This is a genomic window from Grylomicrobium aquisgranense (assembly GCF_033971865.1).
Classification (GTDB): Bacteria; Bacillota_I; Bacilli_A; order Erysipelotrichales; family Erysipelotrichaceae; genus Bulleidia; species Bulleidia massiliensis.
In genome coordinates this window covers 49,157-62,006 of sequence record NZ_JALBUR010000007.1, presented here as the reverse complement: position 1 = coordinate 62,006, position 12,850 = coordinate 49,157, and the positions used below count along the sequence as shown (strand labels likewise).

General features: G+C 48.9%; 16 protein-coding genes. All 16 read left to right on the top strand.

Annotated elements, in window-relative coordinates; genetic code table 11:
* Window positions 1-28: 28 nt before the first annotated feature.
* The 16 genes from MOZ60_RS04355 (at window position 29) to yaaA (ending at window position 12,792) form a co-directional block, all read left to right on the top strand.
* Window positions 29-859 carry an NUDIX hydrolase gene (locus MOZ60_RS04355; RefSeq protein ID WP_277007362.1) on the top strand — a complete coding sequence of 277 codons (831 nt, stop codon included), beginning with the start codon at window positions 29-31 and terminating at the stop codon, window positions 857-859.
* Complete coding sequence (locus tag MOZ60_RS04350) at window positions 856-1,392, top strand: cysteine hydrolase family protein (RefSeq protein ID WP_370595783.1); 537 nt, start codon at window positions 856-858, stop codon at window positions 1,390-1,392. The genes MOZ60_RS04355 and MOZ60_RS04350 overlap by 4 nt, the downstream gene beginning before the upstream one ends.
* On the top strand, window positions 1,389-2,903 hold the full coding sequence (locus tag MOZ60_RS04345) for a nicotinate phosphoribosyltransferase (RefSeq protein ID WP_370595782.1): 1,515 nt from the start codon (window positions 1,389-1,391) through the stop codon (window positions 2,901-2,903). Before MOZ60_RS04350 ends, MOZ60_RS04345 begins: the two co-directional genes overlap by 4 nt.
* Window positions 2,903-3,529: a nicotinate (nicotinamide) nucleotide adenylyltransferase gene (gene nadD, locus MOZ60_RS04340; RefSeq protein WP_277007357.1), complete on the top strand. Its 627-nt coding sequence runs from the start codon at window positions 2,903-2,905 to the stop codon at window positions 3,527-3,529. The genes MOZ60_RS04345 and nadD overlap by 1 nt, the downstream gene beginning before the upstream one ends.
* The gene (locus MOZ60_RS04335; protein WP_370595781.1) at window positions 3,526-5,475 is read left to right on the top strand and encodes an NAD(+) synthase; all 1,950 of its coding nucleotides are present in this window, start codon (window positions 3,526-3,528) and stop codon (window positions 5,473-5,475) included. Before nadD ends, MOZ60_RS04335 begins: the two co-directional genes overlap by 4 nt.
* Window positions 5,476-5,484: 9 nt before the next feature.
* Window positions 5,485-5,901 carry a hypothetical protein gene (locus MOZ60_RS04330; RefSeq protein WP_370595780.1) on the top strand — a complete coding sequence of 139 codons (417 nt, stop codon included), beginning with the start codon at window positions 5,485-5,487 and terminating at the stop codon, window positions 5,899-5,901.
* Window positions 5,902-5,967: 66 nt separating this feature from the next.
* Complete coding sequence (locus tag MOZ60_RS04325; protein ID WP_370595779.1) at window positions 5,968-6,168, top strand: hypothetical protein; 201 nt, start codon at window positions 5,968-5,970, stop codon at window positions 6,166-6,168.
* A gap of 24 nt (window positions 6,169-6,192) precedes the next feature.
* The gene (locus tag MOZ60_RS04320; protein ID WP_370595778.1) at window positions 6,193-6,393 is read left to right on the top strand and encodes a family 1 glycosylhydrolase; all 201 of its coding nucleotides are present in this window, start codon (window positions 6,193-6,195) and stop codon (window positions 6,391-6,393) included.
* Window positions 6,394-6,568: 175 nt separating this feature from the next.
* The gene (locus MOZ60_RS04315; RefSeq protein WP_370595777.1) at window positions 6,569-8,230 is read left to right on the top strand and encodes a diphosphate--fructose-6-phosphate 1-phosphotransferase; all 1,662 of its coding nucleotides are present in this window, start codon (window positions 6,569-6,571) and stop codon (window positions 8,228-8,230) included.
* A gap of 90 nt (window positions 8,231-8,320) precedes the next feature.
* The gene (locus MOZ60_RS04310; RefSeq protein ID WP_370595776.1) at window positions 8,321-9,232 is read left to right on the top strand and encodes a PfkB family carbohydrate kinase; all 912 of its coding nucleotides are present in this window, start codon (window positions 8,321-8,323) and stop codon (window positions 9,230-9,232) included.
* Complete coding sequence (locus MOZ60_RS04305) at window positions 9,229-9,591, top strand: DUF2200 domain-containing protein (protein ID WP_108775836.1); 363 nt, start codon at window positions 9,229-9,231, stop codon at window positions 9,589-9,591. The genes MOZ60_RS04310 and MOZ60_RS04305 overlap by 4 nt, the downstream gene beginning before the upstream one ends.
* A 5-nt stretch (window positions 9,592-9,596) precedes the next feature.
* Window positions 9,597-10,232 carry an MBL fold metallo-hydrolase gene (locus MOZ60_RS04300; protein ID WP_370595775.1) on the top strand — a complete coding sequence of 212 codons (636 nt, stop codon included), beginning with the start codon at window positions 9,597-9,599 and terminating at the stop codon, window positions 10,230-10,232.
* Window positions 10,219-10,602, top strand: coding sequence for a VOC family protein (locus tag MOZ60_RS04295; protein ID WP_277635116.1), 384 nt, complete (start codon window positions 10,219-10,221; stop codon window positions 10,600-10,602). The genes MOZ60_RS04300 and MOZ60_RS04295 overlap by 14 nt, the downstream gene beginning before the upstream one ends.
* A gap of 17 nt (window positions 10,603-10,619) precedes the next feature.
* Window positions 10,620-11,519 carry a GNAT family N-acetyltransferase gene (locus MOZ60_RS04290; protein ID WP_370595774.1) on the top strand — a complete coding sequence of 300 codons (900 nt, stop codon included), beginning with the start codon at window positions 10,620-10,622 and terminating at the stop codon, window positions 11,517-11,519.
* Between the two features lie 68 nt (window positions 11,520-11,587).
* The gene (bcp, locus tag MOZ60_RS04285) at window positions 11,588-12,043 is read left to right on the top strand and encodes a thioredoxin-dependent thiol peroxidase (RefSeq protein WP_277007331.1); all 456 of its coding nucleotides are present in this window, start codon (window positions 11,588-11,590) and stop codon (window positions 12,041-12,043) included.
* Window positions 12,040-12,792, top strand: coding sequence for a peroxide stress protein YaaA (yaaA, locus tag MOZ60_RS04280; protein ID WP_370595773.1), 753 nt, complete (start codon window positions 12,040-12,042; stop codon window positions 12,790-12,792). Before bcp ends, yaaA begins: the two co-directional genes overlap by 4 nt.
* Window positions 12,793-12,850: the final 58 nt, after the last annotated feature.

The window sequence follows — 12,850 nt, the reverse complement described above, 5'->3', positions numbered from 1 at the left end:
ATAGTCAAAATGACTACAAGGAGGTATTGTGGAAAAACTTGGTCAGACACAATGTGCATCTGACTATGTGCCTGCTATCAATGTGGCAATGATCCTGATGACCGTTGCCCAGGGCAGTCTGAAGATTCTGCTTGTCAGAAGGACGAAAGACCCCTGCAAAGGTGATTGGGCACTGCCGGAAGGCAGAGTCGCGATGGATGAAGACATGGATGATGCTGTGGTGCGCGCGCTGCGGGCACAGACGCATATTTCCAGATATGCATATTTCCGCCAGCTGTATACACTGGGCAATGCATCCAGGCATGGCCATGATCAGCGCATCATGACAACGGCCTATCTGTCTTTGACGCCGCAGGAAAATCTCAGAAAAAACAGTCCTGAGGATAACAGTGAACAGATGGCCTGGTTTGATATCAGTAAGACTATCCAGGATCTGTCTGATGGCGGCCGCACCAGTATTCTGACATTGTCCCAGGAAGACCGTCAGATTGTGATGCGCTATGAGATCAAGGACAAGGCGATGCACAACTATGTGGAAACACGTTCCCGGAAGCTGGGACAGTCCAACAGCGCACTTGCCTTTGACCATATCAAAGTCATTAATATGGCAATGGACCAGGTGCAGCACAGAGCTGCCTCGACTGGCATCATGTTTAATCTATTGCCGCAGGAATGCACATTGCGTGAAATGCAGACAACCTATGAAGCCATGATTGGCAAAAAGACCGATACCGGCAATTTCCGGCGGGATATCCGGAAGATGCTGAATGACACCGGCCGCAAAAAGAAGGTGAATGGAAGAATGTGTGAGCTGTATACATTCAATCCCATGTACACCTACCTGAAGGAGAACTTATGAAGCATGTACTTGTTGTGATCGACATGCAGAAGGATTTCGTGGATGGATCACTTGGCACCAAAGAGGCCCGGCAGATTGTGCCTTCCGTTGTCAAAGCGATCAACGATCCAAAGTATGATACTGTGATTGCGACGCTGGATACCCATGATGAAAATTACCTGCACAGCCAGGAAGGAAAGTATCTGCCGGTTGCCCACTGCATCAAGGAAACCGATGGCTGGCAGCTTGTCAAAGAAGTAAAGGAAGCACTGGACAAACGCCATGCAAAGGTGATTGAAAAGCCGACCTTTGGCAGCCTGACACTGATGGAGCTGTTATCCAAAGAGCAGCCGGAAGATGTAACGCTGTGCGGACTGTGTACAGATATCTGCGTATTAAGCAATGCAATGCTGATCAAGACAGCACTGTATCAGAAAGAGGTGTATGTGCTGGTTGATGCAACTGCAGGGGTGACACCTGAAAAGAAGAGAAGTGCACTGGATGCGATGGCATCCTGTCAGATTCAGATGATCAATGAGGGAGAAGAGAAATGAGCATTCATGTTGAACCGTATGTACCGGATGAAGATTATGACAATCCGGCAATGGTAACTGACTTTTATGAATTTACGATGGCAAACTGCCTGTACCTGCATGGCTTCAAGGACACCGTCATGGTCTTTGACATGTTCTTCCGGGAGAATCCGGATAACCTTGGCTATTCGATCAGCTGCGGCCAGGATAAGCTTGTCAAGTTCCTGCTGAACTATCACTTTACCGAAAAAGATATCACGTGGCTGCGCACCAAGGGTATGAGTGAGGAATTCTGTGAATACCTGCGCACATACCGCTGGAAGGGCAGCGTATATATGCTGCGGGAAGGCACGGTTGCCTATCCGCAGGTGCCGATGGTCCGCATCGAGTGCGACATGGCCGGTGCCATCCTGATTGAAACATACCTGCTGCAGACAATGAACTTCCACTCTCTGATTGCCACCAAGGCAACCAGAATCACGGGTCTCAACCTGCACAGATCCCGCAATGTCATGGAATTCGGTACCAGACGTGCCCAGGGTGAAAGTGCCGGCAATGATGGTGCCTATGCTGCCATTCTGGGCGGCTGTGTCGGTACAGCCAACTGCCTCGCGGAGATGAAGTATGGACCGGATGTCAAAGCTGTAGGTACCATTGCCCATTCCTTCATCGAGTTCTATCCATCTGAGTATGAGGCATTCAAGGCATATGCCGAAACATACCCGGAGAATGTTTCACTGCTGCTGGATACATATTCCATCTTTGAATCCGGCCTGCCGAACCTGATCAAGATTGATGATGAGATGATCCGCAAATATCCAAATGACCCTAACAAGCGCGTCAAGAGTGCCCGTATTGACTCCGGTGACCTGGCCCGCGGCTACAAGAAGCTGCGCAAGGCCCTGGACAAGGCTGGCAAACCATACATCAAGCTGGTTGCCTCCAATGCCCTGGATGAGAAGAAGATGAGCGATATGGAACTGTATGAAGATGCCCACTTTGATTCCTATGGCGTCGGTGAAAATCTGATTACATCATCCACCGATCCGGTCTTTGGCGGTGTCTACAAGCTGGTAGCTGTCAAGAATGCAGATGGCACCTATACACCTAAGATGAAGTGCTCTGATTCTGCCTCCAAAGCCATTATCCCGGGCAAGCTGATGGCTTGGCGTGTATTTGATGAAGAGGGCAAGGGCCAGTGCGATATCATCTCCATGGATGATGAGGTGATTGAAGCAGGCAAGCCGCTGGAAGTCATCAACCTCGATCCGGATGAGCTTGACCGTCATAAGATTATTACGCCATGCCATGTCGAGAGAATTCTGGTACCGCATATCATCAATGGTGAACTGGCGATTGATCTGCCGACCATTGCCCAGAAGAAGAGCTATATCCGTGAGCAGCTGGAAAACAGAGTCTGGGAATCCGAGCTGCGTCCTGAGATGCCGCATAAGCATTATGTCGATCTGACCCTGAAAGTTGCCAAGGTAAGATCTGACATGTATGAGAAGCTGCACGGCGGTGAACTTTGATGGAAGTGCTGGCATTCTTTGGCGCCTTTAACCCGCCAACCATCGCCCACATCAACCTTGCCAGGGAGGCAATGGACAAGTGCCATCTGGAAAAAGTGATCTTTGTGCCAAGCCAGGACAGCTATGTCCGCACGGTCCAGAAGAAAAGCTTTTCCTTTTCCAACAAACAGCGGCTGGATATGCTGCACGCCATTGCAAAGAACAGATCATGGATGATGGTGGATGATGAGGAGCTTTCCTGTGACCATCAGCCCCGCACTTACGATACGCTTTGTTCACTTGACCAGCGGGGATACCATGCCCATCTGTTAATGGGCTCTGACAAGCTGAAAGAACTGCAGACCGGCTGGAAACATGTACCGGAGATTGTGCATCAGTTTGGCATTGTGTGCATGTCACGCAGTCATGATGATGCCAGAAATCTGATTCAAAACGATCCGTATCTTTCTTCCCTGGCTGATGGCATTCAGGTGGTGACGGTGGATACTGCGTATAAGGATATTTCCAGCACCAAAGCCCGCCAGCTGTTTCTGATTCTGCAGGAACCGGGCAGCCACTATGATGAGGCAGATGAATTGACCAGAATCCTGCCGGAAGAACTGCATGGATTGAGGAACTATTTATGATACAGAATCACATGATCAAAATTGGCACATGTGTGCCGAAACTCAGCGTTGGCAATGTCAAAGCCAATACCGAAGAAATCTGTGCAATGATCCAGGCATCTGACTGCAGTCTGCTCGTGTTCCCGGAGCTTTGCATTACCGGGTACACATGCGCGGACCTGTTTGGCTCTGATGCACTTCTGCAGCAGGCAAAAGAAGGATTGTGCCAGATTGCAAAAAGCACCAGAGATCACAGTGCCGCTGCAGTCGGACTGCCCATCTCCTTTGGAAATTGTCTGTATAACTGCGCTGCTCTTTGCGCGGATGGAGAAATCAAGGCCGTCATCCCCAAGATCAATATTCCTACCTACAGCGAATTCTATGAATCCCGCTGGTTTGCCTCTGGCAGAGACATCCGGAATGCAGTGATCACGATCGATGGACAGGAGATTCCTTTTGGCTGGGATGTGCTGGGGGAAGATGATGATACCGGTGCCATCATCGGCATGGAGATCTGCGAGGATCTCTGGGTGGCAGACAAGCCATCCACGCACGCCGTGCTGGCTGGTGCCAATGTCATTTTGAATCTTTCCGCATCGGATGAAATCATTGGGAAGGCAGATTACCGCAGACAGATGATCGCACAGCAGAGTGCTGCCTGCTATTGCACCTATGCCTATGCCTCCAGCGGCAATGATGAATCCAGCACGGATCTTGTGTTTTCCGGTCATTGTCTGATTGTGGAAAATGGCAGACTGCTCTCTGAACAGTTTGATCAGGCCAGGCCTAATATCAATACAGCGGTGATTGATCTGGATGAAACAGCCTATAACAGAAGGCATCAGAATACATTTGGCTTTGTGCAGGATGGATACCGGCATGTCAGGATTGCCTTACAGCCGTTGGCAGCGAAAGCAGAGATCAGTTCTTCAGCACTTGCCCAGGCATTGCACAAGGAGCACTACGGCATCAGCCGCAGTCCCTTTGTACCTTCAGATGCAAAGGAGCGTGGCGAAAGAAGCAGATCGATTCTTGCCATTCAGGCAGCCGGTCTGGCCACAAGAGTCAGAAATACCGGCATTCACAATCTTGTCATCGGTATTTCCGGCGGCCTGGATTCCACGCTGGCACTGCTTGTCTGCCATGAGGCAAAGAAGAAGTGCCCCGACATTCATATCATTGCCTACACACTGCCCAATCATGGCAATACGACCTCACATACTTACAACAATGCCAGAGCACTGATGAAGCTGCTGGCAGATGAAAGCAGGGAAGTTGCCATCAATGCCGGTGTCAAAAGCCATCTCAAGGATATCGGCCATTCTCTGCAATATCAGGGTAATGGCGATACGGCCTATGAAAATGCCCAGGCACGCATGCGCACCTATATCCTGATGGATGCGGCCAACATGGAAAACGGACTTGTGGTAGGCACCGGTGATCTGTCTGAGCTTGCCTTAGGATGGTGCACGTACAATGGCGATCACATGTCCATGTATGCTGTCAATACTTCGGTGCCTAAGACACTGGTGCAGTATATCTGCAGAAGCTATGCAGATACGTGCGGAAACAAGGAACTGGCTGATGTGCTTTACAGCATCTGCGATACGCCGATCACACCGGAATTAACACCAAGTGATAACGGAAAGATTGCCCAGAAGACAGAAGAAAAGATCGGCAAATATGATCTGAATGATTTCTTCCTGTTCTATACACTGCGCTATGGCATGGACCCCCAGAAGTTGATTGCCTTTGCCATGTGTGCGTATCCTGAACTGGATCTTTCGGCGATTCAAACCGCAGCCAAGCGCTTCTATAAGCGCTTCTTCCAGCAGCAGTTCAAGCGCAGCTGCCTGCCAGATGGACCAAAGGTTGGTTCAGTGACATTAAGTCCAAGAGGCGACTGGCGGATGCCATCCGATGCCAGTGCCGCTTTGTGGCTGGCAAGAGTCAGCGAAGCCAGGTGACCAGAAACGATGATCAAAAGTATTCAGATCAAGTCAGAGGAAAGCACATTCCTCATGCCACAGGAAAATCAGGAAATCGAGCAGCATCTGACAGTTTCCTCTTCCGGCAGAGTCTGGCTGAGCAGATTCGGCTTTTCCCTGTCATCCGGCCATATCCTGTTAAAAAGGGAGTATGCAAAGATTGCAGAAGATCGTGTCAGCACTTTGTTTGCTTACCTTGCAGAATACAGCAGACATCCATCAGATCTTTGTGCCTGCGACACAGGGAACTGGACACTGACGATACGCTATGATGATCGGCCAGCACTTACTCTTAATGGTTCGATGATTGATCAGGTCTATGCCGGGGATGTCAATGTCTCCAGGTGGATCCGCAGGCATATCCCGCTGCAGGATCTGATGGCCTTTGGCGATGAGGAAGCATAGCGAAAACTTCTTTACAAAAAGCTCTTTGGAAACAAAGGGCTTTTTATGTAACCGAATATATGCCGCTTGAGAAAGAAGATTTTTCGCGCTGAAAGAGAAAGATACTGCATCAGAGTGACTGCAAGAAGACTGAGTGAGCGCTATCATCTGCCGCTGATCATTACGGAAAATGGCTATGGCCGTCCGGATATACTGAACAGTGATGAACGGTTCATGATGATTACCAGATTGAGCATCTGCAGGATACGATCTATCAGATGGCCGTAGGCATGGAAGAGGGCGCAGAGATCTTTGGATATTGTCCCTGGGCTGCCATTGATCGTGTATCAACCCAGAAAGGTTATTTCCAAACGGTATGGCTTTATCTCGGTCGATCGCGTTGAGGATGATGAAAAACCAGCCCATCCACCCATGAAGAGATACCTGAAAGATTCCTTTTACTGGTATCAAAATGTGATTGCAACCAATGGCGGGTGTGTGCTGGATGCATAGAATGAAAACTGATTAACATTTTCAATACGCATATGCTGCAGATTACAGATAGCTTCTGTGATCTGCTTTTTCTTTCCTGTCTTACGATTCCTTCCATCTTTCTGATACAAAAAAGGTGGAGGCCATGCCGGTTACTGGCTATAATTGAAACGGTAAAGGAGCTGAAAAAGTAAATATGGAAATTTCACCACTTCAGAAAGAAAGACTTCAGTATCAGCCGAAGCTGCCTGGAATGCTGAGAGGCGGTATTGCCAATATCAGTGTTCAGGAAGGTGAGGAGACACAGAGTGTTGCCGATCAGGAAAAGATCAAGTCTCTTTTCCCACTGACCTATGGCAAGAGAGAGATTACGTTTGTCAAGGGACAGAATACTGCCCCGGCAAAGAAGCAGGTTGTCGGTGTCATTCTGTCCGGCGGCCAGGCACCTGGCGGACACAATGTCATCTGCGGTCTGTATGATGCCCTGAAGGCTGCCAACAAGGACAATGTCCTGCTTGGCTTCAAGGGCGGTCCTTCCGGACTGACAGACGATAAGTTTGTTGAACTTGATGATGCTTTCATCAATGCTTACAGAAACACCGGCGGATTTGATATCATCGGATCCGGCCGTACAAAGATTGAAACACCGGAGCAGTTCGCAGCAGCAGAGGCTACGGCAAAGCGCCATGGCCTGACAGCTGTTGTCATCATCGGCGGTGATGATTCCAACACAAACGCAGCTGTGCTGGCTGAATACTTTGCAGCACACAAGAGCGGCGTACAGGTCATCGGCTGCCCGAAGACCATCGATGGCGACCTGAAGAACGATGACATCGAGTGCTCTTTCGGTTTCGATACAGCTACCAAGACATATTCTGAGCTGATCGGCAACATCGAAAGAGATGCCAACTCTGCCAAGAAGTACTGGCACTTCATCAAGGTCATGGGCCGTTCTGCTTCCCATGTTGCTCTGGAGTGCGCTCTGGAAACACAGCCGAACATCTGCCTGATCGGTGAGGAAGTCGCTGCCAAGAAGATGTCCCTGTCCCAGATTGCTGACCAGATTGCTGATTCTGTTGTGGCAAGATCCAAGACAGAAGGCAACTTCGGTGTTGTGATTGTACCGGAAGGCATCGTCGAATTCGTTCCGGAATTCGGCACCCTGATCTCTGAGATCAATGAACTCCTGGCTGGTGAAAAGACAGCTGAGTTCAATGCACTGCCGACCTGGGAAGACAAGAAGGCTTATATCAAGAAGGGCCTGACAGAAGCTTCCTGGAATGTCTTCGACATTCTGCCGGAAAACATCCAGCAGCAGCTCTTCCTGGAAAGAGATCCGCACGGCAATGTACAGGTTTCCCTGATTGAGTCTGAGAAGCTGTTCTCCCAGATGGTTGCCAAGAAGCTGGAAGAAAGACGTGCCAAGGGTGAATACAATGGCAAGTTCTCTGCGCAGCATCATTTCTTCGGCTATGAAGGCAGATGCGCATTCCCGTCCAACTTTGACGCTGACTACTGCTACAGCCTGGGCTACAATGCCTGCATGCTGATTCAGTATGGATACACAGGATATCTGTCCAAGATTTCCAACCTCTCCAAGCCGGCTGATCAGTGGGTTGCCGGTGGTATGCCGATCACCAAGATGATGAACATGGAGAGAAGAAACGGCGAAGACAAGCCGGTTATCCGCAAGGCTCTTGTGGATCTGGATGGCAAGCCGTTCCAGTACTTCGCTGCTCACAGAGCAAAGTGGGCTGTTGAGACAGACTACCTGTATCCGGGTGCGATTCAGTACTACGGACCTTCTGATGTCTGCGATCTGACAACCAGAACACTTGCTCTGGAAAAGGGTGAGTAATCACACGTTCCAACATGACAGCTTCTGCAATGCAGAGGCTGTTTTTGTTTTCTGCTACAATATAGACAGTAAATCGAAAGGATGACACATATGAAAAATCTGCTTGTCATTGGTGCTGCCTGCGCAGATGTCATGCTGCGGCTGGACCATCTGCCCATTACCGGTGAGGACATCAACCTGCAGGCACAAGATATTGCCATGGGCGGCTGCGGCTATAATGCTGCCATGTGTGCCTTTGCCAACGGCATCAATGTCACCTTACTTTCGCCGGTTGGCACAAGCGGCATCTACAGCAGTTTTGTCAAAAACAAACTGAAGGATCTTGGCATGCACGGTCCCTATAAAGCAGAAGGGGAAAACGGCTGCACCTACTGTCTTGTAGAACAAAGCGGTGAGCGCACCTTTCTGTCACTGCATGGAGTGGAATACGGCTTTGATCCCTCTGCCATCAAACAGAAACACTACGATTATGTCTATGTTTCCGGCCTGCAGTTGGAAGAAAAGGACGGAGACAGGATCATCCACTGGCTGCAGAAAGCTGATATCTGGAATGTCATCTATGCGCCAGGACCGCGCATTGCCTCGATTGCACAGGAAAGAACGGAAGCCCTGCTTGCCATGCATGCGATGGTTCACTGCAATGAACATGAGATCGTTTCCTTTCCTGGGTGTCAAGGGTTATCTGTTGCCGAAGCAGCCATACATGTATGGCAGATGAGCCATCAGGCAGTGATTGTTACTATGGGTGAAAAAGGAACGTACTATATCGATCAGACAGGACAGGCAGTGCATGCAGGCACAAACAAGGCTGCTGTTGTGGATACAATTGGAGCAGGGGATGCCCATTGCTCTGCATGGATGACAGCTCTTTGCATGGGGATGGATCTGAAAGATGCTGTATGCATTGCCAATCTGACTGCAAAAGAAGTCTGTGAAACTGCAGGTGCCGTATTGCCGCTGGATCATTACCGTTCCTATTTTCAAAAGGAGAAAGCAAGATGAGTCCACAGGAAAAGCTGTATACAATGAAGCTGTCAAAGATCTATCCTGCGCTTGTTAACAAGGCGCTGCGCAAAGGCAGAACGAAAGCAGAAGTGGATGCTGTGATCTGCTGGCTGCTTGGCTATGATGAAACAGGTCTGCACACAATGCTGGATCATGATCCCGATTACCAAACTTTCTTTCTGCAGGCACCGTGCTATAACAAAAATGCGGAAAGCATTCATGGTCGCATCTGCGGCATCAAAGTAGAAGAAATTCAGGATCCTCTGTACCGGCATATCCGCCAGCTGGATAAACTGGTGGATGAGCTTGCTAAAGGCAAACCACTGGATGCGATCCTGATCACAGAAAAGAAGTGATATGGATGATCATAACACCAATTGTACACAGTGCTTTCCTGGTCGAAACGCAGGACTGTAATCTGCTGTTTGACTGGGCCATGGGCACACTGCCATCTCTTGATTCTGGCAAACCGCTGTACGTCTTTGTCAGCCACAGCCACAGTGATCACTACAATCCCAGAATCTTTTCTCTGCCTGCGAAAAAGTTTATTCTTTCAGATGAAATACAGGAGAAACAAGCACAGCGTGAAGATGTGATTCATATCGCCGCCCATCAAAGCATCGAACTTGATGGGATGCACATCACATCTTTAGCATCTAATGATCTGGGCTGCGCCTTTGTGATTGATACAAAACAGGGTAGTATCTATCATGCCGGTGACTTGAACAACTGGTGGTGGGATGGCGACGCCGAGGATCAGCGGAGTGCGGATTTCTATCACAAAGAATTGTCCCGCATCAAAGGAAAGCACTTTGTGTGTGCGATGATTCCGTATGATCTGCGCATCAAGCAGCCAGGCTTTGGCATCCGTGATTTTCTGGAATACTGCAGCGCAGATCGGATTTATCCAATGCACTGGAATGCATCAAAACAGGAAGTTATGCAGCGGATCAAAACAGATCCCGTCATGAAAGGAGTACGCAATGTTTACATTTAACCACTTTAATTTCAATGTCTCTGATCTTGAGAAAAGCCTGCAGTTTTATCATGATGCCTTAGGACTGCAGGAAATCTCAAGAACGGAAAACGAAGACTTTACGATCGTTTTTCTCGGTGATGGCCATACCGGGTTCCGCCTGGAGCTGACCTGGATGAAGAACCATCCCCAGAAATATGATCTTGGTGAACAGGAATTCCATCTGGCAATGACCGCATCAGACTTTGAAAAAGCCCATGCATATCACAGGAGCCACAACTGGATCTGCTTTGAGAATGAAGCCATGGGCATCTATTTCCTGGAAGATCCGGATGGCTATTGGATTGAGATTGTGCCGGATGGGAAATACATGGAAGCACATACGAAGTAAAAAGGAAGTGAATCGTAATGGAAGTCAGATTAAATGATGTGATTGATGCGATTGAACAGATGCAGGATGAGGATTCTGCCTGGTATGATCCTGCCAATGGACAAATTGTGTGGGACAGTCCGGATGAGCGGGAAATGGAACGCTTCATCCGTCTGCCGGACAAATATGACCGCAATGACTATCTCAATATGAAACGGTTTATTGCCGGACTGGATGATGAGGATGAGAAAGACTGGCTGTACAACGCTATTACCGGCCAGGGGGCATTCCGACGCTTCAAGGCAGCCTGCACAAAGTTTCATATCCTGAATGACTGGTATGATTTTCAGGATGCCTGCCACAGAGATCTTGCCATTGACTGGTGTGAAGCCCATGGCATTGTGTACCGTCTGGATCGTGACAGTGATGAAGATGAAGAAGCCGATGATGTCTCTGATTTCCTGCAGGAGGATTTTTTGCAGCCTGTGGAAGAAGAGGAAGAAGAGCCGGTGCCTTCTGTCCCGTTTCATGTTGTCACCCTGCAGGAAAAGAACCTGCAGAATGCACTGGTTGTCTATGATGATTACCGTCATGAAGTACTGCGTCTGCCTTCTGATCTGCAGGCAGCCGAAGAAGATCTTTACCATATCCTTTCTGCAGGAGAAATGGTGTATGCGGTCAGTGACCATGGCCGCCTGATTGGCATTGCCATCTGTGAGAATACAGTGGATGCCATTGTGCTGCATGATCTGTATGTCATGAAAGACCAGCGCAGAAACGGTGTCGGTCATCTGCTTGTCAGCAAGATAAAGCAGCTTGCCAGGGAAGCAGATAAGCCATGCCTGCTGTATGTTCCTGCCATCAGCCAGGCATGTGCTTCGTTCTTCGTGCATGAAGGCTGGCAGCCAAGCAAACGTATGGAAATGTATCTGGAATAGCATCGGGCATCCGGCTTTCAGCAGCTGTTTGACTCTGCTATCATGATGACAACATAAGGAGAATAACTATGCTTGCAATTGGTACAAAAGCACCGGACTTCACACTCATGGATCAAAATGGAGAAACGCATTCCCTGCATGAATATGCTGGTAAAAAAGTCATTCTGTACTTCTATCCCAAGGACAACACACCTGGCTGCACAAAAGAAGCCTGCAGTTTTGGCGATCTCTATCCTCAGATCACAGAAAAGGGTGCCATTGTGCTTGGCATCAGTAAGGACAGCGTGAAATCACACAAGAACTTTGCAGAGAAGTATCATCTGCCGTTCACACTGCTTTCTGATCCGGATCATACCGTCATTGAAGCCTATGATGTCTGGAAGGAAAAGAAGAACTACGGCCGTACATATATGGGCATTGTGCGCAGCACCTATCTCATTGATGAAAACGGCATGATCATCAAAGCCATGGGCAATGTCAAGCCTGCTGAGAATCCATCACAGATGCTGGAGGCACTTGCTTGATCGTCATTCTTTCACCAGCTATGCGTATGGTCAAGGATGACGGCATGGTACCCTTGTCTGCACCCATCTTTCTTGACAAGTCGAAAGAGATTGATGCAGCGCTGCATCAACAGACACCTGCCCAGCTGGCAGAAGTCTGGCTGTGCTCTGACAAGGCGGTCCAGAAGTATCAAAGAGCATATCTGGAAGGCCCCAAAGACCGGGAGCCAACACCTGCGATCCTGAGTTTTGCGGGCATTGCCTACCAGTACCTTGGACCATCTGCCTTCACGGATGAACAGTTTGCCTGGGTACAGGACCATGTGCGCATCCTCTCCGGGTATTATGGCATTTTGAAACCGATGGATGGCGTTGTGCCATACCGGCTGGAGATGAAATCACCGCTGGCAGTCGGCCAGTCAAAAGACCTATATGCATTCTGGAAAGACAGTCTGTATCAGAACTGCCTGGATGATGACAGAGTGATCCTGAATCTCGCTTCAAAAGAATACAGCAAAGCCATTGAACCATACTGCACAAAGGATGACAGGTTTGTGAATGTCTTCTTTGAAGAGAAAGAGAATGGCCGCTATGCCATCAAAGGCGTCTATGCCAAGATGGCAAGAGGGGACATGACCGCATGGCTGGCGGAAAAGCAGATCCATGATGTGGATCAGGTGAAGCAGTATGACCATATGCACTATCACTTTGATGATGTCAGATCTGATGATACGCATTTCCATTTTGTAAGAGAGAAAGTACAGGCTTGACCTGTGCTTTTTTGTTTCCTAGGGAATCATTTGTTTTCGAATGATGTTTTGACAGATA

Excerpts from the sequence above, each read along its gene's own strand:
- MOZ60_RS04350 (WP_370595783.1), top strand. The coding sequence starts at position 856 with ATGAAGCATGTACTTGTTGTGATCGACATGCAGAAGGATTTCGTGGAT.
- MOZ60_RS04345 (WP_370595782.1), top strand. The coding sequence starts at position 1,389 with ATGAGCATTCATGTTGAACCGTATGTACCGGATGAAGATTATGACAAT.
- nadD (WP_277007357.1), top strand. The coding sequence starts at position 2,903 with ATGGAAGTGCTGGCATTCTTTGGCGCCTTTAACCCGCCAACCATCGCC.
- MOZ60_RS04335 (WP_370595781.1), top strand. The coding sequence starts at position 3,526 with ATGATACAGAATCACATGATCAAAATTGGCACATGTGTGCCGAAACTC.
- MOZ60_RS04330 (WP_370595780.1), top strand. The coding sequence starts at position 5,485 with ATGATCAAAAGTATTCAGATCAAGTCAGAGGAAAGCACATTCCTCATG.
- MOZ60_RS04315 (WP_370595777.1), top strand. The coding sequence starts at position 6,569 with ATGGAAATTTCACCACTTCAGAAAGAAAGACTTCAGTATCAGCCGAAG.
- MOZ60_RS04310 (WP_370595776.1), top strand. The coding sequence starts at position 8,321 with ATGAAAAATCTGCTTGTCATTGGTGCTGCCTGCGCAGATGTCATGCTG.
- MOZ60_RS04305 (WP_108775836.1), top strand. The coding sequence starts at position 9,229 with ATGAGTCCACAGGAAAAGCTGTATACAATGAAGCTGTCAAAGATCTAT.
- MOZ60_RS04300 (WP_370595775.1), top strand. The coding sequence starts at position 9,597 with ATGATCATAACACCAATTGTACACAGTGCTTTCCTGGTCGAAACGCAG.
- MOZ60_RS04295 (WP_277635116.1), top strand. The coding sequence starts at position 10,219 with ATGTTTACATTTAACCACTTTAATTTCAATGTCTCTGATCTTGAGAAA.
- MOZ60_RS04290 (WP_370595774.1), top strand. The coding sequence starts at position 10,620 with ATGGAAGTCAGATTAAATGATGTGATTGATGCGATTGAACAGATGCAG.
- bcp (WP_277007331.1), top strand. The coding sequence starts at position 11,588 with ATGCTTGCAATTGGTACAAAAGCACCGGACTTCACACTCATGGATCAA.